18 protein-coding genes are annotated in these 21,071 nt (G+C 48.7%); 13 read left to right on the top strand and 5 right to left on the bottom strand.

The genetic code is table 11. The features are described 5' to 3' along the window. Positions 1-44: 44 nt before the first annotated feature. The 3 genes from OGX92_RS15340 to OGX92_RS15330 are packed head-to-tail and all read right to left on the bottom strand — an operon-like array spanning position 45 to position 2,996. On the bottom strand, positions 45-1,559 hold the full coding sequence (locus OGX92_RS15340; protein WP_003826025.1) for a tripartite tricarboxylate transporter permease: 1,515 nt from the start codon (positions 1,557-1,559) through the stop codon (positions 45-47). A gap of 10 nt (positions 1,560-1,569) precedes the next feature. Then, on the bottom strand, positions 1,570-2,004 hold the full coding sequence (locus OGX92_RS15335) for a tripartite tricarboxylate transporter TctB family protein (protein ID WP_100247225.1): 435 nt from the start codon (positions 2,002-2,004) through the stop codon (positions 1,570-1,572). 14 nt (positions 2,005-2,018) lie between these two features. After that, positions 2,019-2,996: a Bug family tripartite tricarboxylate transporter substrate binding protein gene (locus tag OGX92_RS15330; RefSeq protein WP_003826029.1), complete on the bottom strand. Its 978-nt coding sequence runs from the start codon at positions 2,994-2,996 to the stop codon at positions 2,019-2,021. A gap of 153 nt (positions 2,997-3,149) precedes the next feature. Here OGX92_RS15330 and tctD point away from each other — a divergent pair, with 153 nt between their 5' ends. The 13 genes from tctD (at position 3,150) to OGX92_RS15265 (ending at position 18,802) form a co-directional block, all read left to right on the top strand. Then, a complete protein-coding gene (tctD, locus tag OGX92_RS15325) occupies positions 3,150-3,824 on the top strand; it encodes a transcriptional regulator TctD (RefSeq protein ID WP_003826032.1) in 675 nt (224 codons plus the stop codon). Beyond that, a complete protein-coding gene (locus OGX92_RS15320) occupies positions 3,811-5,223 on the top strand; it encodes a sensor histidine kinase (protein WP_286586748.1) in 1,413 nt (470 codons plus the stop codon). The genes tctD and OGX92_RS15320 overlap by 14 nt, the downstream gene beginning before the upstream one ends. 454 nt (positions 5,224-5,677) lie before the next feature. Further along, positions 5,678-7,093, top strand: a complete 1,416-nt coding sequence (locus OGX92_RS15315) for an undecaprenyl-phosphate glucose phosphotransferase (protein WP_003826035.1) — start codon at positions 5,678-5,680, stop codon at positions 7,091-7,093. Then, a complete protein-coding gene (locus OGX92_RS15310) occupies positions 7,083-8,369 on the top strand; it encodes an outer membrane beta-barrel protein (protein ID WP_003826036.1) in 1,287 nt (428 codons plus the stop codon). The genes OGX92_RS15315 and OGX92_RS15310 overlap by 11 nt, the downstream gene beginning before the upstream one ends. Position 8,370: 1 nt before the next feature. Further along, entirely contained in the window at positions 8,371-8,928 is a 558-nt protein-coding gene (locus tag OGX92_RS15305; protein WP_003826038.1) for a polysaccharide biosynthesis/export family protein, read from the top strand. Positions 8,929-8,930: 2 nt separating this feature from the next. Next, on the top strand, positions 8,931-11,060 hold the full coding sequence (locus OGX92_RS15300; protein ID WP_286586747.1) for a GumC family protein: 2,130 nt from the start codon (positions 8,931-8,933) through the stop codon (positions 11,058-11,060). Then, complete coding sequence (locus OGX92_RS15295; protein ID WP_003826042.1) at positions 11,057-12,268, top strand: lipopolysaccharide biosynthesis protein; 1,212 nt, start codon at positions 11,057-11,059, stop codon at positions 12,266-12,268. Before OGX92_RS15300 ends, OGX92_RS15295 begins: the two co-directional genes overlap by 4 nt. Further along, positions 12,265-13,635 (top strand): hypothetical protein, encoded by a 1,371-nt coding sequence (locus OGX92_RS15290; RefSeq protein ID WP_003826045.1) that lies wholly within the window; start codon positions 12,265-12,267, stop codon positions 13,633-13,635. Before OGX92_RS15295 ends, OGX92_RS15290 begins: the two co-directional genes overlap by 4 nt. Before the next feature lie 4 nt (positions 13,636-13,639). Beyond that, positions 13,640-14,629: a glycosyltransferase family 2 protein gene (locus tag OGX92_RS15285; RefSeq protein WP_063940996.1), complete on the top strand. Its 990-nt coding sequence runs from the start codon at positions 13,640-13,642 to the stop codon at positions 14,627-14,629. 14 nt (positions 14,630-14,643) lie between these two features. Continuing rightward, positions 14,644-15,855 (top strand): glycosyltransferase family 4 protein, encoded by a 1,212-nt coding sequence (locus OGX92_RS15280; protein WP_063940997.1) that lies wholly within the window; start codon positions 14,644-14,646, stop codon positions 15,853-15,855. A 1-nt stretch (position 15,856) separates the two neighbouring features. Continuing rightward, positions 15,857-16,969 carry a glycosyltransferase family 4 protein gene (locus tag OGX92_RS15275; RefSeq protein WP_063940998.1) on the top strand — a complete coding sequence of 371 codons (1,113 nt, stop codon included), beginning with the start codon at positions 15,857-15,859 and terminating at the stop codon, positions 16,967-16,969. Positions 16,970-16,971: 2 nt separating this feature from the next. Beyond that, complete coding sequence (locus OGX92_RS15270) at positions 16,972-17,379, top strand: hypothetical protein (RefSeq protein ID WP_003826052.1); 408 nt, start codon at positions 16,972-16,974, stop codon at positions 17,377-17,379. A 31-nt stretch (positions 17,380-17,410) separates the two neighbouring features. After that, on the top strand, positions 17,411-18,802 hold the full coding sequence (locus OGX92_RS15265; protein ID WP_191222242.1) for a DUF4832 domain-containing protein: 1,392 nt from the start codon (positions 17,411-17,413) through the stop codon (positions 18,800-18,802). A 46-nt stretch (positions 18,803-18,848) separates the two neighbouring features. On the opposite strand, the gene galE is transcribed toward OGX92_RS15265, so the two are convergent. Then, complete coding sequence (galE, locus tag OGX92_RS15260; protein ID WP_149385068.1) at positions 18,849-19,865, bottom strand: UDP-glucose 4-epimerase GalE; 1,017 nt, start codon at positions 19,863-19,865, stop codon at positions 18,849-18,851. Positions 19,866-19,917: 52 nt separating this feature from the next. Then, positions 19,918-20,856, bottom strand: coding sequence for a glucosamine inositolphosphorylceramide transferase family protein (locus tag OGX92_RS15255; protein WP_286586787.1), 939 nt, complete (start codon positions 20,854-20,856; stop codon positions 19,918-19,920). Between the last annotated feature and the right edge of the window lie 215 nt (positions 20,857-21,071).

The raw sequence follows: 21,071 nt of genomic DNA, 5'->3' as shown, positions 1-21,071 counted from the left end.
TGTAGGCCGGATAGGGCGCAATAGCGCCGCCATCCGGCAATTTGTTAGCCGATATCCACCTGCGGTTTGCTGTTGCGTTTACGGATCATGCGCAGCACCGGCGGGACCACGATAACCAGTACCGCCATCACCAGCAGCACTTTCGCCACGCCGCTGGCCCACAGAATATCCATACTGCCGTTACTGATAGACAACGCCCGGCGCAGGTTCTGCTCCAGCATTTCCCCGAGAACGAAGCCCAGAATCAATGGCGACATTGGGAAGTGCATTTTACGCAGGATGTAGCCCAGCACGCCGAGGGCGACCATCAATACCAAATCGAAGGTGGTGCTGTGAACGGCGTACACGCCAACCGCGGAAACTGCCGCGATAGCCGGTACCAAAAACCACAGCGGGATGGTCAGCATGCGGGTAAACAGACCGATCAGTGGAATGTTCATCACCAGCAGCATTACGTTAGCAATCAGCAGCGCTGCAATCAGCCCCCAAACGATATCCGGCTGCTCGGTAAACATGGCTGGACCCGGGGTGATGTTGTACAGCGTTAGCGCGCCCATCATCACCGCCGTGGTACCGGAGCCCGGCACGCCGAGCGTCAGCATCGGAATAAAAGAGCCGCAGGCCGAGGCGTTGTTGGCGGCTTCTGGCGCCGCAACGCCGCGAATATCCCCCTTGCCAAAGCTGTCGCTGTTGCCGCTGAGCTTTTTCTCGGTCATGTAGGTGATGGCACTGGCAATGGTGGCGCCAGCGCCAGGCAGAACGCCGACGAAAAAGCCAATCACTGATGAACGCAGGGTGGCCCCTACGCACTGTGCGCCTTCTTTGGCGTTGAACAACATGCGGCCCGTTTTACGCACCAGCGTCTGGCCACTGCTGGTATGTTCCAGCATTAACAATATTTCAGAGACAGAGAACAGCCCAATCACCACCACGATAAACTGCACACCGTCAGAGAGATGGACACTGTCAAAAGTAAAGCGATAAACCCCGGTGTTGGCGTCTACGCCGACGGTCGCAAGTCCGAGACCGATAAGCGCTGCCAGAAATGATTTCAGCGGATTTTGCGCCATCATGCTGCCGAGACAGGCAATGGCGAAAACCATTAAGGCAAAGTATTCCGCTGGACCGAAGGCCAGCGACCATTGGGCTAACGCCGGGGCAAACAGAATGATGCCGCCGATGGCGATAAGCGAACCAAAGAAAGAGCTGACCGCCGAGATAGAGAGCGCCACGCCACCGCGTCCTTGCTGCGCCATAGGGTAACCATCCAGCGCGGTCATAATCGCCGCCGCATCGCCGGGAACATTCAACAGGATGGAGGAGATGCGCCCGCCATATTCACAGCCTATGTAGACTGTAGCCAGCAGGATCAGCGCGGATTCTGCGGGCAGATGCAAAGCAAAGGCCAGCGGCAGCAGGATCGCCACGCCGTTGATCGGCCCAAGGCCGGGCAGCAAACCCACAATGGTGCCGACAAAACAGCCTATCAAGGCGATGACCAGGTTTTCCGGTGTCATTGCCACCGCGAAACCCTGAGAAAGATAAATCCAGGTATCCATCGTTTCTCCGTTAACCCAGCCAGGCGCCGAGTGGTAAGGTGACGTCAAGCAGTCGGTCAAAGGCATACCACAGCAGAATGCCGAGCACCGCGCCGGAAATACCCGCAGCCGGGATGGTTGCACCGAACAGCATGCCAATCACCACGGTGAGAATGGCGGTGGCGATGGGAAAACCGAGCCACTCAAAACCCCAGGCGTACATCAACAGAACAATGACCATCGTCAGCAGCTTTTGCAGCACGTGGCGACGGGGCCAACTGATGGTGTCCGGATGGCGCAACAGCAGCGCCACGGCACAGACCAACATCAGACCGATAATGCCAAGCGGGAAGGGACGCGGCCCTACGGGTTCATAGCTGTATTCGCTGCTGATTTGCCAGGCCACGAACAGCCCGGCTATGCAGAGCAACAGCCAGATACCTGCGAAAATACGATCGCTCATCATCTTTGCCTCTGCGTTTACTTCGCCAGACCGAAGGCTTTCGCCTGCTCACGATAATCCGTGACCTGCTTTTTCACGTAGTCGTCGAGCTGTTTGCCACTCATGTTGAATTCAAACAGGCCGCGCAGATCGCGCTGCTTTTTAAACTCATCGGTCTGCTGGAGTTTGTTAAAGGCATCAACCCACCACTGATACTCGGCGTCGCTGACTTTTGGCCCAACGTAGAAGCCACGAATGATAGGCCACACGAGGTCATAACCCTGCTCTTTGGCGGTTGGCACGTTGGCTAACTGTCCCGGCAGGCGTTCATCAGAGAACACCGCGAGCACGCGGATTTTGTCGCCGCTGAGGTAAGGCACCATCTCACTGAGATCGCCGGAAACCACCTGCACGTGATTGCCCATCAGTGCGGTAACCGGCTCGCCACCGCCTTCAAAGGCCACATAGCGCATCTTGTGTGGATCGACATTGGCTTTTTGCGCCAGCAGCGCCGACTTCATCCAGTCCTGGCTACCGATAGAGGCACCTGCACCAATGACCACGCTGTTAGGGTCTTTTTCCATTGCCGTCAGCAGATCTTTCAGCGTTTTCCACGGTGAGTCCTGGCGCACGGCAATCATGCCGTAGTCGGTACCCACACTTGCCAGCCAGCGGACATCATCCACGCCGTAGCGACCAAACTTGCCCTGTGACAGGTTCAGCAGTGAGCCGCCGGAGAAGGCCACTACGGTTCCCGCTTCAGCCGGGCGTTGAGCGACGATCGCGTTATAGGCCACGGCACCAACGCCACCGGGCATGTAGGTGACGCGCATCGGTTTTTCGATAGCGCCGGTTTCCATCATGCTCACCTGAATCAACTTACAGGTGAGATCGAAACCGCCGCCGGGTTTAGCAGGGGCGATACATTCAGTGCGCGATGGCGCTTGTTCCGCCAGTACAGAGGTACTCATCAATAAAATGCTTGCAGTAAGGGTACGAAGTAACTGTTTTTTCATTGTTTATCCTCACGCCGGAAAACCGGATTTTCGGGTACGGAAGAAGATTTTTGTGATTATGTGAGCCGATGTGTAGCAGTTCGGTTGCGTGATTGTTAAAACATTAACCTTTCAATTCCCTTTCAATGCGGCAGAAACTTTACAGGATGTGATATGCGTCTCTTATTAGCGGAAGATAACCGTGAGTTAGCTCACTGGCTGGAGAAAGCGCTGGTGCAAAACGGTTTTGCCGTTGACTGCGTGTTTGATGGCCTGGCAGCCGACCATCTTTTACATAGCGAAACGTATGCGCTGGCGGTGCTGGACATCAATATGCCGGGGCTGGATGGTCTGGAAGTCGTTCAGCGGCTGCGCAAACGCGGGCAGACGCTTCCTGTCCTGCTGCTGACGGCGCGTAGCGCGGTGGCCGATAGGGTGAAAGGGTTGAACGTCGGAGCCGATGATTATCTGGCAAAGCCGTTTGAAATCGAGGAACTGGATGCCCGGCTGCGGGCCTTGCTGCGTCGCAGTGCGGGACAGGTGCAAGGCATACAGCAACTGGGGGAGCTGGCGTTTCACGATGAAGGCTATTTTCTGTTGCAGGGGCAGCCGTTGGCGCTCACGCCACGTGAACAGGCGCTGTTGACGGTGCTGATGTACCGTCGGTTGCGGCCGGTTTCACGTCAGCAGTTGTTTGAGCAGGTCTTCAGCCTGAGTGATGAGGTTAGTCCCGAAAGCATTGAGCTGTATATCCATCGTTTGCGCAAAAAGCTACAGGGAAGCGATGTGCGTATTGCTACGCTGCGCGGTCTGGGCTATGTGCTGGAGCGTAGCGATGAAGTGGGTTAAACCCCAATCGTTGTACCTGCAACTGCTGATGTTTCTGGGCTTGCCGCTAATGTTGCTGTGGGGGCTGTCGGCATTTAACAGCTATGTCAGTGCGCTACAGGCGGCGACCCAGGCGTATGACCGCACGCTCCTTTCATCCGCCAGGACCGTTTCCGAGCGGCTGGTGGTGCGCAATAAACAGCTGGAAGTGAACGTGCCATGGGTGGTGCTGGACAGCTTTGAATTGAATATGAATGACCGACTGTACTACAAAGTGGTTGATCCGGCGGGGAAGGTTATCTCTGGTTATGACGATTTACCGGCGATGCCGCCAGCTACCTCGCGCACGCGGCTTTATCCGGCGCTGGCATGGTTTTATCACACTGAATATCGCGGTGAGGCAATCCGTGTGGCGCGTCTGCTGCAGCCCGTCAACGAAGGCGGCATTGTCGGCATGGCGGAGATTTATGTTGCCGAAACGCTGCAATCGCGGCGCTATCTGGCGCGACAGCTGCTGTTTTCCTCGTGGGTTTCGCAAGGGCTACTGGTGCTGCTGACGCTGGTGCTGGTTGGCTGGCTGCTGCGCCGGGTGCTGCGCCCGATGCGCCAGCTGTCATCGCTGATGGTGCGTCGTGAGCCAGGCTTGCTGACACCGCTGCCGGAACTGCTGCCATGGTCGGAAACCCGTCTGCTGATTGTGGCTTTCAACCGTTATCTGGACCGACTTCGCGGTCTGATCTCTCGTCAGGAGCGCTTCAGCGCGGATGCTTCCCATCAGCTCAAAACGCCGTTGGCGGTACTGAAAACTCAGGCATCGGTGGCTCTCGCCAGCGCCGAACCGCGGCAATGGTATGAGAGTTTACAAGCCATGAGTAGCACGCTCGATAATACCATTCAACTGACGGAGAGGCTGTTGCAGTTGTCTGCGGTGAAGCGCAAGGAGCAGGGGGAAAGGCATTTCTCGCCGGTTAATCTGTATGAGGTGGTGCAAAGCAGCTGTTTTACCCGACTGGCGCAGTCGCGTAGTAAAGGGATCGATCTGGGCTATGAAGGGGAACAGGACGCGGTGTGGGTCGAGGGAGATGAAGTGCTGCTCGGTGAACTGTGTGGGAATCTGCTGGATAACGCACTGAAATACACGCCGTCACAGGGGATGGTGACCGCCCGACTGCAACGAGAAGGAGAGGCCGTGGTGCTGGTGGTCGAAGATAGCGGACCGGGCATAGATGAGCAGATGGTTCATCAGGCTCTGCTACCGTTTCATCGTCTTGATAACGTAGGCAATGTCCCAGGCGCCGGGATCGGCCTGGCGCTGGTCAATGATATTGCTCGCCTGCATCGCACGCATCCTCAGCTAACGCGTAGTGAGACATTAGGTGGGCTGAGGGTTCAGGTACGCTTTTTAAGCGTTACCGTATGAGGTATTCATGGTGATGATATTTGTTGTTTAATTATAATAAAAAGTAATTAATTGTATTATTAATATCATTTGAAATGTTGTCTTAAGGCAGCTGTTTTTATTTTAATTACTGTATTAAACAGTAACGCTAAAGTGATTCAACGTCACTGAAACAATACTTTTGTGCAATTTATCATACATAAAACACTCTTTCATAGACCATGAGATGTTATCTGTCAATAGCGATAATGTTGTTAAAGGTTATCTTTTTTGCTGAGGTAGATAAAACTTCTATTGATATCAACCGCATTAAAATCATATAGATACGATTTCACTGGAGAGGGTTGTCACAGTAATGAGTATTATTTTTTACATTTACTGACAATGTGCCATTGCGTTTTTTAGACTTGTGATATAATTAGCAACATGAAATGAGAAAAAAACAATTAAAGATCAATAAATAATGGGCTGAGATATGCTTAAAAAATCGCTAAAGATTAGCAGCCAGGGATATCCAGTCTTTTTAAAACTGGTCGATTTCATTGTTATCAATGTGACGTTAATTTTTAGCGCCCATTTGCTGGGTTTGGTGCCCTTTAACACCATTGCCATTTTGAGTCTTCTCTTCTCCATCTTTTTCTTGCTGTTTGCTGAATACATTAAAATGTACCAGCAAAAGATTAAGACGATCGGTTTACGTAATCAAAAGCGCTTGGTTTTTTGTACGCTGCTGGCGATTTTTTTTAACGAACTGGTCAGTATGACGGTGGCTGAACCTGAGTCACTGGGCTACTTAGACAGACTGCCTTCCCCTTTTTATTCAGCCATTATTTACTGGTACTTCATTCCATTACCTTTTCTTTACTACATTCGTTTTTTTATTTTTAAGTATTCAACGAAAAAGAGTATACGGGTGGCGATTATTGGTCTGACCGACAATGGTCTGGCCGCAGAAACCGCGCTAATGAATGAATACGCCAATATCACATTAGATCTGGCCTTTTATGATGAGCGCGCCTTATCTCGTTGTGGCGATGTCGTTGATAAGGTTAAAAGTCCCTTTCGTGGTCCGGTTATCAATCTGGTCGAGGAAGCCAAGAAGGGAAACATAGACGAAATCTATATTGCTTTACCGATGGTTGCTTTACATCGCATTCGTCACTTTTTGGCCATGATGTCAGACACCACCGTAGATACCTATATTGTCCCTGACTTTTATACCTACAGTAACAACATGTCCAAGTTACGATCCATCCACAATCTGCAAACTATCGGTATCTTTAGTTCACCTTTTGAGGGGGCTGGCTCGTTTATTAAGCGGGCGGAAGATTTGGTTCTTGGCAGCGTCATTATGGTGATGATTTCCTCCCTGATGCTGGCGATTGCCATTGGTATCAAACTCACGTCCCGTGGGCCTGTTTTTTTCAAACAGGACCGCTATGGCTTGAGCGGGCAAAAAATTAAGGTCTGGAAGTTTCGTTCTATGCGCGTCATGGAGAATTCCGATACGGTTATTCAGGCCACTAAAAACGATCCACGGGTAACCAAATTCGGGAGCTTTTTGCGCCGCACTTCGCTGGATGAACTTCCGCAATTTATTAATGTTTTGCAGGGAAGTATGTCGATTGTCGGTCCCAGACCTCATGCGGTTACGCATAATGAGCAGTACCGCAAACAGGTCGAAAATTACATGATTCGCCATAAAGTTAAGCCAGGGATCACTGGGCTTGCGCAGATCAACGGGTTCCGTGGGGAAATCGATGCGCTTTATAAGATGGAAAAAAGGGTTCAGTACGATATTGAGTACATTCAAAACTGGTCGTTATGGCTGGATATAAAAATTATTATTAAAACTATTTTCAAAGGATTTGTCGGTAAGAATGCATACTAAATTACTCGTTATTACCGGAATCGTGATATCGCAGTCCGCATGGGCTGATTTAACACCGAAATCACACATTGGCTTTGCGGGGATAGACTTCCAGGGCAAGGTCTCTGTGGACTATGGTTATAATGATAACGTGTCTTATCAGCCACATAGCAGCGATGCTATCGGTTCCTCGTTTCAGAGTGCTGCGCCCGTTCTGAGTATGATTGGAGAGCGTGGTCAGGATAAGTATTTGCTGATGTACTCTGGGGATTATCGTAACTACTCAAGCGATTCTGCTGATAACTACAACGATCATTTTTTCCGTTTTAACGGTGCCTGGCGTTATGGGCTCATGCATGGCTTAACCCTCAATCTGGAGGATTCGCTTGGGCATGAATCCCGCGGCCGTGATATCACCGAGGGTTTTCTACCGAGTCAGTTTGAGCAGTATGGGATTAAATCTCCGCTGACGACGAATTTTATCAATAGTGAATTGCGTTACAGCTACGGTGCGCCTGATGGTCGCGGCAAAGCGGAACTGGCATTGTTATACAAAAAACTGACTTTCGGTAACACCTCTGATGTTCGGGACAGCAGTGAGGACTTCTACAATTATATTCAGGAACAGGAATGGCATGAAAATAGCCTGATAGCGGAAGTTTTTGACCAATACTCATCCAGAACGCGCTTTCGCTATAGCTTTATTACTAACCAGCGTCGCTATGATAACAACTCAGATAAAGACACTAATGAGTATTATTTGCTGTATGGCCTGAAGTCGCAGTTGACGGGGAAAACCAATGTCGACATGAATATTTCATGGCTGTATAAAACATTTGAAAACAACGCAAACTCGCATGATTTTAATGGTCTAAACTGGGACATAAAAGCGGAGTGGAAGCCGTTACAGCAGTCTGTTTTCACGGCCCATTCTGCGCAAAGCATTAAAGACCCATCGGAAGTTGGGGGATATATTTTAGTGACCCAGTATGGCCTTTCTTACCAGCATTTCTGGTTAGGTACTCGTTTTTCTACTTTATTGGACTACTCATTCACTTCGGAAGACTATAAAAAACAGAACAAGGATCGGCATGATAAAGATGGCGTGTTTAGCGTCACCATGAGCTATGACTACACGCCGTCGGTTAATTTTGAGATTAAATATCAGATAGATACATTAAATTCGAATAAGGATACTGACTCGTTTTATATCGGTCCCAACGACAATCAGGAAGTCATTAGAACGTTGGGTTATGATAATTCTATGATTATGCTTAAAGCTAAGGTTCAGATCTAAAATGAAAATAATAGAACTGTGCGCGGTTTTGCTATTCAGTATCCTGTTGGTCGGATGCACAGCGTCCAGCCCGCGATTAATGGACGATCCTGCTACTGTTCAGCAGGATTATCGGCTTGGGGCGGGGGATACGGTCAATATCGCTGTTCATGGTCAACCCGATATGACGATGCGGTTTATTTTGGATAAGAGCGGGGAAATTAATTTCCCGTTTGTTGGTGCTCTTAAATTACAAGATAAAACCGTTGATCAAGTGACTAAAGAATTAACTCAACGCCTGACCGGAGATTATTTTACATCTCCGATGGTGACGGTGAGTATTGCCGAGTTCCGCAAATACTATGTTTCAGGTGAGGTAAAAAGTCCAAATGGCTTCGCCTATGAGCCAGGGCTTACCGTCGAGAAATCTATTGCGCAGGCGGGTGGATTTACAGATCGTGCTGACCGAAAAGATATCAACATTCGCCTGTCAGGGAGCAATCAGCTGCTTGAGAATGTCGATTTAACGCACTCTGTTCATCCTGGGGATGTCGTGATTATTGGCATGGGGTTCTTCTGACGATGAAACTATCAATAGTGGAAAACGGCAAAAAACGAGAAAGCAGTGTCGAATTCTCCCGCTTTGCCAAAGAGCTGAAAAAGAACGCCTGGAAAATCGCGCTGGTCGGTATCGTTGCCGGGGTCGTCGCGTATCCGTTAATCAGCATGATGTCTTCAAAGTATGTTTCAACGGCGACGGTGCTGATTAAGGCGCAGGCTGATAACGTTTCTCCGTTTCCACAGGTTGATGGTTTCGATTCAACGCGCAGTGGTTACTACGAAACACAATATGCGTTGATGCATTCACGTATTGTGCTGGAGCAAGCCGTACGTGATATGAAGCTGGATGAAAACCCGGAGTTTACCGGGGAAAAAGCCGGTGCTCAGAGGGCTGATAGCAATGAAAGTCGACAACTGAGAATGGAGCAAGCGCTGAAAACGCTGGCGAAAAATCTGAATGTCATTGGTATTCGTACGACGAACCTGGCGTCTATTACCTATGAATCAACGTCCCCTCAGGTTGCGGCTGACATTGCGAATGGCGTCGCGCAGGCTTTCATCAACTACACGGTGGAGCAGAAACGCCTGAAGGTGGAGAAAGCTCGCGAACTGAATTTTGAAAAAATGGAAGAGATTCAGAAGTCGATAGCTAAGCAAAAAGACGAGATGGACAGCTATCTGAAAAATGCCGGGCTGCTGACCTTCCGCGGTATCGATGGTTTTGAAACCGAGCAGTTAAGTATCGTAACCAATCGCCTGGCCGATGCGACCCAGCGTCGGGTTGCCGCTGAATCCGTCTATAACGAGGTGAACGGGGGAGGTAAGTCCATTGAGAGCGTTATCTCGCTGCCTTCGGTCTCTAACCACGCTCAGATCCAGGATTTGCGCATTGCGTTGATTCAGGCGCAACGAACGTTGTCCGAACAGCGTAAAGTCTATGGGCCAAAAAATCCTGCCATTTTAAAAGCAGAAGCCGATGTTCAGTCGATCCAAAGCCAGACCGGACGAGTGTTGGGTGAGCTGAAGGTCGGTTTACGTCAGCAATATCTGGCAGCGCTGGCGGACGAAAAAAACTATCAACAGCAGGTGGCTGAGCAGAAAGAGATCTTCCAGAAAATGGCGTCAAAACGGGATGTCTGGAACAGTCAAAAGCTGTCGTTAGATAAAATGGAAGACCTGTATAAATCGCTTTATCAACGTACTCAGGAGCTGTCGCTGTCCGGCGTGAATGCCGATGCGGTGTTATACGACCCTGCAGTACCCGCGTTAAAACCGGCGAAACCGAATAAATCTTTATTATTGCTGATGGTGGTCATGCTGGTGGTGGTGTTCAGCATCATGTATTTCATTGTCAAAGCGGCAATGGATAACTCAATCGGTACCCTCAGTCGCATGAAAAAACGGCTCAATGTTGTTCCGTTGGGTGAAATTCGTCGTTTTAGCGGAATCTCAGGGCGCGCACAGGTGCGGGACATGATCATGAAGAACCCGCTTAATGCCGATATCGTGCACGGTATCCGTACCCGGATTATGCTGGATAATCGACCTTTACAGACGCTCGCCGTGGCGTCAACGGAGCACGGCGATGGGCGTTCTTTGTTGGCGAATCTGTTAGCTAACTCTTTTAGTTTCGACCAGAAAACACTGCTTATTGATGCGGATTTCTTTAACACTGGTGGGCTCACATCCGAGCTGGCGTCAGCTACATCTGCAGGCTTAGCGGAACTGTTACGCGGGGAGACAGAGCTTGAACAGGCGCGGATCAAACTCAGTGATAATCTCGACTTTATTCCTCACGGTAAGAGCACCATCTCATCTTTACTGATGCTGTCTTCGGAGCATGTTGAACTCTTAATGCGCGAGTTGAAATCGCATTATCAGCGCATCATTATTGATGTTGCTGCTGTGAATCAGAGTCAGGATGTTCAACTGATCAAACGTGCCGTCGATGGCGTTGTTTTCATTGTGAAAGCCGGGGTGGGGTCGGCGGGACAAATCGCCAACGCGCTGGATAAGATCGAGGAAAATAACGGCGTGGTGATTGGTGCGGTGCTCAATGCAGTTGAAGAAAAGGATCTTGAGACGCAAGAAGGTCTGCGTTCACTGAACTTCAGTACCGATCAACTGATGGCAACGCCAGGCCGCGTATGAGTCTACTGAAGAGCGCTTCCACAATAGCCGGTTCATCAGTCATCTCGCAGTTGATTGGTGCACTGTCTATTTGGTTGATTTCACACAAGTACGATATGGCTGAAGTGGGGCTTTATGCGCTCAACTACAGCATCGCCGTGGTGGGCGCTCAGGTGTGTACCTTTGCATCACAACTGTTAATTCCTAAGCAGCAGGATGACGAACTGGTACAGAATGTTGTGTTTTGCCTGATCCAAAGCACGATCATTGCCTTACCTTACGCCGTGCTTACCGCGTGGCTGTTTCACCAGAACATCCTGTTTCTCTATTTGCTAACGCTGGCAACGGCGTGGGTTTTAATCTCGGAAAACCTGTCGCTACGCACGGCCAACTTTCGTTTTCTGATTTTCCAGCGTATTTCTGTTTCTGTGGTCGTTGTACTTTCCGTCCTTCTTACGCACCATGTACAACTATTTTATTGGTCGTGGGCCTGCGCGACGATGGTGCTGACCATAAGCTGTATTTTGCATTCGTTTGATATTCGTTCGGTGGCGGCCAGACATCTGCGACCCGCCAGTAATTGGCATTTTTTCAAACAGAATATTCATCACATTACCAAAGTGGGCAGCGCGGAAGTGTTGGCGATGGCCAGCAGCAATTTGCCTATTATGCTGATTAACTTTTGGTTCTCGGCGCTGACGGCGGGTTATTTTTCCGTGGTTAGCCGCTTTTGCCTGGCTCCGGTGGTGATCATCGGGAATGCGGTGCGCAATACTATTTTTTCCAAATGGTCTATCGACTTCAGAAATAATACCTTTAACTATCAGGAGTATACCAAGGTACGTATGCTATTGCTGGTATTAGGGGTTATCTGTACCCTTGGGGTTTTTATTTTCTATCCGATTGTGATGCGCCTCGGTTTTAGCGAAGACTGGATTAACTCCATTGAGACGTCACGCTACATGTTGCCCTATTTATTCCCTGCGCTCGCGATAAGCCCTCTGACGGTGATAGAGCTTATTTTTGGTTCCCATCGCTATTTTCTGCGCATCCAACTGGAACAGCTGGCAATTGTACTCTTCGCTTTTGTTGTGACGCCCTATTTTTATAAAGATTATGCAACGTCGGTCATCTTGTTTTCTTCACTGACATTTATTCGCTACGCCTTCATTTATCTAAAAATGAATAAGCGAGCCAATCTCCTGAAAGACAAGCCGGTGATACTATGACGCTTAATACCGGATACTATTTACAGGTTTATACCTTTGTCACGCTGATCCTGTGTGGCTTGGTGCAATACTTTACCGGCATGCAGTCAGTGCTGTGGATACCTTTTTTCCTCACCTTATTGATGGTGGGATTATTGGTGATGCAGACACGTGATGGCTCCTTACATCTGGATGCCCAGGAGACGATTGTCCTGGCATTGTACTTTTCGTTTCTGGTGCTGGCTGGAGCATCGACGCTGATTCAGGGCGGGATCACCGTCGCGATTGTGGCATTTAAAAACGAAATTGCGCTGTCGCTGGTGATGATCTGTTTGCTGCTGGGCTTTTGCCGGGAGTCACAGATTTACCGCGCAACGCGCTATCTGTATTGGGTGTTTTACGCGCAGATTCCGGTAATGATTTATCAGGTGTTACTGGTCGTTCCCCAGCGCGTCGCGGTGCGTGGTGAAGATGAGAAATGGGACTCCGTGGTTGGCACGTTTGGCGGTGACCCCATGGGGGGCGGGAATACTGCCGCAATGGGCCTGTTTTGCCTGTTAATTATGTTGTTAAAAGTCTCAGAATATAAGCATGGACTCACCACGTTCAAATCCATGGCGCTGCATATTGTTCTCGGTATCGGGTTATGCATCATTGGTGAAGTAAAGTTTGTCATTCTGCTATCGCCTATATTCCTGGCGTGGGTGTGGCTTTCACCGAGCTACGTCAAAGACGTTAGTAAGGTCAATCTGAAGACGTTATTGGTTATTGTGGCGGGAATGCTGTTGCTTATTAGCCTGTCGATTGTGATCCTCGCGTACTATTATTCTACGGCGTTCGGTGGCGATCCATCGAAAAGCTCGTTAAGTATTTTTATCGACTCCTTAAGCTATATCTTTGATCCGAACTACATTATGTCTACCGGTGAGTTAGGGCGCTTTACGACGTTCCTGTTCTGGTTGAAAAATAACGATCTGTGGGGGCTTTCAGGAACGTTATTTGGCTACGGACTCAATGCAACTAACAGTGGTAGTACGGTGTCGCCGGGCTTTTTGAATATTATCTACAACTTAATTCTTGACTCGACTTCCCTGAGTATGCTGCTGTGGGAAGTGGGGGTGATCGGCACGTTGCTCTTTATTAGCTTATTCATTTATATCCTGAAGGTTTGTCAGCCAAAGCCATTACTGATGCTTGAGCAACTGGACCAGCAGGATCTTCAGTTGTTGAGCTTTGCACCGGCGTTTAACGCTTTTGCGATTAGTTGCTTAATTAGCTTACCTTATAGCCAGATACTGATGATTACACCGATGTTACAATTCCTGTTCTATTTATCACTAGGATCAAGTTTAGTGATTCGTCGAACCGTCCTTCGCTGCGTAGGGTAATTGTATGGACCAAAAACCGTTTATTTCAGTGAGTATTAAAACACTCAATGAATCTAAATGTATTGAGAAGACGATTGACAGTATCCGTAAGCAGCTTATTGATTATCCACACAAAATTATTGTGGCAGATAGTCTGTCAACGGATAACACCCAACAGCTTGCGATCGATAAAGGGGTGACCGTAGTGTCCTTAACTGACCCTGGCGATCGCTGCTGTGGCGTCGGGCACCAGTTAGGTTATCTGTATAGTGAAGGGGATTATCTGCTGCTGATGGACGGCGACATGGAACTGGAAGAGGGCTTTGTGGATCAGGCGGTCGCGTTTTTGCAGGCCGAACCAGAATATGCAGGCGTTGCGGGAACCGTTGAAATGGACGATGCCGTTAACTATGAATTTAAATCGCGTAAGCAACGCATTAATAAAATCTATCCACTCGGGGATAGCGATCATCTGGGTGGCGGTGGGCTGTATCGTCGGTCGGCAATTGAAAAAATTGGTTATCTGACTAACCGTAATTTGCACGCGTATGAAGAGGCTGAACTGGGCCTGCGTTTAATCGAAGCAGGCTATAAACTGCGGCGTCTGGATATTCCTTACTTCAGCCATACGTCACATACGCTGCCGACGTTTAAGATGCTGGCGCGGCGCTGGACCAGCGGTTATTACCAGGCACCGGGTGAGCTTTTGCGTTGTAGTTGGGGGAAGCCCTGGTTTTCCCAGTCATTCAATATCGTGAAGAATGAGGCGGTATTTGCGCTTTACCTTATTCTCTTATTTGTGGCGCTGCTCAGTTTAAATATCAATGTGTTTGCCGTTGCGCTTCTACCATTACTGGCGTTTGCTTTGTTGAAGATTGTGCAAAACCGCTCGTTAACAGATGGGCTGCAAAGCGTTATTAATTTAATCGTACGCTCAGCGGGGCTGATCAAAGGTATTTTTTATCCAGTACGCGATCCGTTGACTCCGCCTGACAGTAAAATCATTCATGAATAACTAAGGCTGGCGCAATGAAAGTTTTATTAGTGAATAAGTTTTTTTTCATTAAAGGCGGCGCGGAAACGGTTTATTTTCAAGAGCGCGATATGCTGAAACAGGCCGGAGTGCAGGTTATTGATTTCTCTATGCATCATGAGAATAATTTCCCCTCGGACTATGCGGATTATTTTGTCAGTAATGTGGACTACCACAAAGCGAGCAATCTGCTGGGCGGTATCAAAACGGCGGTTAACTTTATTCATAATTCGCAGGCCTGCAAAAAAATGCTGGCGCTATTAGAAAAAGAGCGCCCGGATATTGTCCACTTTCACAACATCTACCATCAGTTAACACCGGCATTGATTAAAGTTGCGCGCAATTTTGGCTGCAAAACGGTGCTGACTGCGCATGACTATAAGATTGTGTGCCCCGCGTATTCCATGCTGCGCGACGGCAAAGTGTGCGATTCCTGTATTACCGGAACGGTTTTCAACGCCTTCAGGTATCGTTGTCAGGAAGGTTCAGCCTCAAAAAGTTTACTGCTCTCCCTGGAGGCAACCTGGCAGTACATTGCACAAAACTATCAGGCACTGGATGTGATTGTTTCACCAAGCGTTTTTTTACGCGGTGTTTTGCTGCGCACGCTGCCAAATTCGCGCATTGATGTCATCGTCAATGGCGTTGATGATAGCCGTCCCCTGGCCGAAGTAAGCGATGAAGGCTATATGCTGTACTTCGGTCGTCTGAGCCGTGAAAAGGGCGTGGCAACGTTGTTGGCAGCGCATAAAAAAATGCAGAACAGCGCGCCGCTGAAAGTTGTGGGGCACGGTCCGTTGCATGATGAATTAGCCGCCAAATACCCTGATGTTGAGTTTTTAGGTTATGTGCAACAAGGGGAGGCGCTCGATAAGCTTATTAAGCATGCGCGAGCGGTGATCCTGCCTTCAGAATGCTATGAAAACTGTTCTATGGCGATATTAGAAGCGATGTCCTTAGGCAAACCGGTTATCGGGTCGCGCATCGGCGGTATACCGGAACAAATTCGTGACGGTGTCGAAGGGATTTTATTCGAACCGGGTAATGTGCATGAGTTAGCCAATGCGATGGACGCTCTGGCCGACTCGCCTGAGAAGGCGAGGAATATGGGCTTACAAGGTCGTGCACGGTTGAGTGAAAAATATGCGCTGAGTAAACATATGGATACCCTACAGGCGCTGTATAAAGAACTGCTGAGCAGGCCATAGTATGAGTAAAAAAATAACGGTTTTTGGAACGCGTGGTATTCCCGATGTATTAGGCGGTGTGGAGACACACTGTCAGAATCTTTATCCTGCCATTAAACAGCAGTTCGACGTGGATGTTTGCGTGATCGCTCGCTCGCCATATGTAAATTACAAACGATCGGTATATAAAAAAGTCGAAACTTACGCGCTGTGGGCACCTAAAAAGCGTTCGCTGGAAGCTATTGTCCATTCCGTTATAGCGGCGTTTAGGACACGTATCGACCATTCGGATATTGTGCATGTCCATGCTATCGGCCCTGGCCTTGTGATCCCACTCTTACGCGTGATGGGTAAAAAGGTAGTTTTTACCCATCACGGGCCCGATTACGATCGCCAGAAATGGGGATATGTAGCCAAAAAAATATTGTTGCTGGGTGAGCGTTGGGCGGTGAGATATGCCAACGAGGTGATTGTGATTTCTGAAGTTATTAATCAACTGATCCAGAAAAAACACGGTCGCTATGATGCGCATTTAATTCACAATGGCGTGAACAAGCCGCGGTTATTATCACAGCTCACCATCGACAATACGCTCTCCCGCTTTGGGCTACAGCCGAAAAACTACCTCGTGGTGGTTGGGCGGTTTGTGGAAGAAAAAGGGATGCATGATGCCATCGCCGCTTATCAACACAGTGGTTTGACCATACCGTTAGTACTAATTGGCGATGCGGATCATCCGACCGAATACAGCGTGCGCCTCAAAAAGCTTGCCGCCGACACGCCAGGTGTTGTGATGACTGGTTTTTTACGTGGTGACGAACTTCAGGCGGTGTTTTCGCAGGCTAAATTGTTTGTGATGCCCTCATACCATGAAGGATTGCCCATTGCGCTGCTGGAGGCAATGTCATTTTCTCTTCCGGCCGTCGTCAGTGATATTCCGGCTAACCTTGAAGTTCAACTGCCCGCCGAGGCCTATTTTAAGGTGGGAGATGTAACCGGTCTGGCTGAAAAATTAGGCCAAGGGGCAACAGCAAATAGCGTGGACTATGGTGTATATTTGCAAAACTACAATTGGCATGAAATCGCCAAAAAGACGGTTAACGTCTACCACTCCATTGATAAAGATATAGGTTAATTTTGACCAGTCCTCAAAATCGTCCTCCTGCCATCGAACGGTTTTACGCTCACCTTGATGAGCGGATAGCGGAGGAATTGACCCCTGAACAAAAAGAAGGGGTGGAAAAAGCGCTCCTTGCTACAACCCTGACTTCGCGGCATCAGATCGATATTCGCAGAAGCTTTCCTTTTTTCAGCAAGCGTTATTATCTGGTTTTTTTGTTTGGCAGAGATTTACGCCGCCAGCATCGCCAGGAATCAACCCTGTCGAGAATGTTGCTCACTTTTTTGCTGCTGATTGCCGTGCTATTCGTCACCTGCTGCATATTGCTGACGCTGTATATGATCAAATCCGCGTTAGGTATTGATGTGTTCCAAAATTTTCACGTAGGTATCTGGGACTGGTGGTTAAGTCTGAAAGACCGCTAGCGTTAACAAATTGGTGGAGGACGTCTTTGCGATGAAGCGTAAATGGGTTTGTGCGTTGTTGTGCATGTTTTTCCCGCTGACGGTTATGGCCGCATTGACGACCGTTACCCCCAAAGCATTGACGGGCCCGTTAACCAATCCGGGGATTGGCGTGGCAAGTTTTCATCAGGGATACGGTGAAACGCTGGGGCTGGCGGACTATCCCAATACCGGATTTGAATACGAGCGTTTTTACTGGCGGGATCTGGAGCCAGTCGAAGGCCAGTACAATTTTGCGTTGGTGGATGATGCCTTTAAATACGCGGCGGCACATCGCCCTGCGATGAATGTCGGGCTACGCTTTATGGCTCTGGCAGAGCCGGAAAGCGGTTCGCAAATTCCTGACTGGCTGATTAAAAAAGGCGTGAAAGGAACCTGGACGCCGGATAAAAAGACATTTGCCCCGGATTTAGACGATCCTCTGTTTATTCAATACAGTCAGCGTCTGTTGAACGCATTTGGTAAGCGCTACGATGGTAATGAGAATCTCGCGTTTGTTGATATTGGCATGGTGGGATCGTGGGGAGAATGGCATAACAGCAACTTCCCGAACCTGAAGCCATTACTGGAGCGATACACCACGGCGCAACTGGATCGCTACGTCGCGATGCACTTTTCTGCTTTTCCGGTGACACCAAAAACCATGCTGATAAGCGGCGGTCAAAGTCTGGCGAATGCCGTGGCGCGTGGGGCTGGGTGGCGTGCGGACTGTTGGGGGGACCTGCGCGTATTTTCGGACACCTGGAACCATATGGCTGATGATTACCCCCAGCGATTGCTGGCTGCGCAGCAGAGTTATTCAGGGTTCAACGACGCCTGGAAACGTGCGCCGGTGAGTCTGGAGATCTGCTCGTATATGCAGGACTGGAAGAACACCTTTCACTATACACGTGCTGAAGTGCAGGGGATTTTTGACTGGGCGGTCAAGCAGCACGCCAGTACCATTAACCTGAAATCGAGAACGATACCCAGCGACTATCGACCGATTGTCGACGATGCGCTGACCAAATTGGGCTATCGATTTCGCCTTGCGTCCCTGAGTCATGAGTCCGTGTGGGACAGCGGACAAACGCTGACATTAAACAGTACCTGGTACAATGAGGGTATCGCACCGATTTATCTGCCTTACATGCTGGCATTCCGGGTCGTAGACAGCGCCAATAAGGTGGTGGCACAGGGGAATTCCGCGGAGGATATTCGCCGCTGGCTCCCCGGTAAGTATCAGGTCAGTTACGCGTTATCTATGCCAGGCCGACTGGCGAAAGGGCAATACGCGATTGAGGTTGCGATGCTGGATAAGTCGGGGGCGGCGAGAATTAACTTTGCCAATGAAGGGAAGCAGAGCAGCGGCTGGTACCGGGTGTCAACAATAACGGTACGCTAGTCAGACACAGCAGCGAGCCTGACGGTCAGGCTCGCTGCTGAGAACATTAAATTCGATACCCATTCGGGTTATTTTTTTGCCAGTTCCAGGTGTCACGCATCATTTCATCAAGGTTGTAGATGGCCTTCCAACCTAGCTCTTTGTATGCCAGCGATGGGTCAGACCAACATTCGGCAATATCTCCGGGTCTTCTGGCGACAAACTGATAGTTTATTTTTGTCTGCGCCGCTTTTTCAAACGCCTCAATCAGATTAATTACGGAATAACCGACACCGGTACCGAGATTAATCACTTTGTAAGCCGCGCCTTTGTTCTGGCAATCCAGCGCGGCTAAATGACCGGTCGCCAGATCCATGACGTGAATATAATCTCGCACACCGGTACCATCAGGGGTTGGATAATCATTACCGTACACAGACACGGTTTCCAGCTTACCAATCGCGACCTGGGAGATATACGGAACCAGGTTATTAGGGATACCGTTAGGATCTTCACCAATCCGACCTGATGGATGGGCGCCAACCGGGTTGAAATAGCGCAGACAGGTAATGCGAAAATCGGGTTGTGCACGTGAGAAATCGGCCAGAATTTGTTCGACCATCAACTTAGACGTGCCGTACGGATTAGTGGTACCACCCGTGCGCGATTGCTCGCTCAGCGGTACGCTTTCTGGATTACCATATACCGTGGCAGATGAGCTAAAAATGAAACGATTAACGCCAGCGGCCAGCATCTCATCCAGTAAAACCAGCGTTCCGGTAACGTTGTTTTCATAGTAGGCGAGGGGCTCTTTTATCGACTCTGAAACCGATTTGAGTCCCGCAAAATGAATGACATCGGTGATGTTATGGTCGGCGAAAATGTTTTTTAATGCCTGCCTGTCGAGAACATCGGCGATATAGACAATGGGCTCTCTTCCGGTGAGTTCCGCAACCCTGTCCAGCGAGATTCTGCTGGCGTTCGCCAGATTATCGATGACTACGACATCATCGCCTCTTTCCAGTAGCGTTAACACAGTATGTGAACCAATATAACCTGCACCACCAGTGACAAGAATTGCCATACAGACTCCAGATAAACGGGGATTGATTCACGCCAGTACCATAGAGAACGCGTTATTGGTAACGTTTGGTAAGGTAATAATTGCGATACCTCACCATGCATTTATAAGAAATTTTTTTAAGTATAGATAAAAAGCTGAATTTGTTTATTTTTGTATCATAAACAATATAGTTATTTGAGAAGTTCAGCGTGTGGACGCCGTCACTGTGGTTGATCGACGAATTGATTTGTTCGATCAGATTTTCAGCAAAATTAGTGTCGTTTAGTGTCACTAATTCTTTGATATAGATTGATTTTCCATAAGTTTCAGGCGTGCACTCCTGTGTAAGGAAGTACATTTTATTTTCGACCTGATAGGAGGCACCTGCACCTCGATGATGGGGATTGCTCACCTTCAATGAGGGGGTAATCCGCTGCCATTGTCCATAAATATGATCTGCTGAATGAATAATTATTTCGTTATCCATCGTGGTGGACAACAGATAACAGGTTTCATTAATTGAGATAAATACGTTGTCGGTTAATTGGGTATCAGAGATTAAAACTTTAACTTGCTTCCAGCGTGCAGGGAACTCAATTGACTGAAACAGTATTACCTCTTTTCTTTCTGAAGACTCGGGGATCATGAACAGTTGATCGTTGATATGTATCAGATAAGGGAATGACAAATGACACTGTAAGTCGTCAAAGCCTTCAAGCCTAATATCTTCAAGTTCAACCAGTTCACGGTCAAGAACGCGACATCGTAGCGTGCCTTTTGAGTTGCGAAAGCTAAGAGCTTCATAGAAAACATACAGTTTATCGTCTTTTTCAATCAGAAAAGGATCGGCCTGAAATGTATATTTCTTTTTTAACTGCTGCGCAGTGGATTTGCTTAATATCTCCAGAGTGTTGTCGGGGAATGAGTGTGTACCATTATCCTTAATAAGCATGATGTCCCACGACTCATGATAAAATAACTTATCCATTATTCTTTTTATTTTTGTTTGCATTTGCACCTGATCCTTTTTATCGCCAGCACCATGTATGAACAGCTGTTTGCGACTCAGTGAATGAGCCTGTCGCAATGTTGTATAAATGTGCGAAAACCGATGTGGAACACCAGTGGCTACTTTAAAACTAGTCGCAAGCCGGTGATGCTGCCAACTTACTGATTTAGTGTATGATGGTGTTTTTGAGGTGCTCCAGTGGCTTCTGTTTCTATCAG

Source organism: Citrobacter sp. Cpo089 (genome assembly GCF_030332695.1).
In the GTDB taxonomy this organism is placed as follows: Bacteria; Pseudomonadota; Gammaproteobacteria; order Enterobacterales; family Enterobacteriaceae; genus Citrobacter; species Citrobacter portucalensis.
Note: the sequence above shows the minus strand (reverse complement) of the source record. Positions and strands in the feature narration are given on the sequence as shown.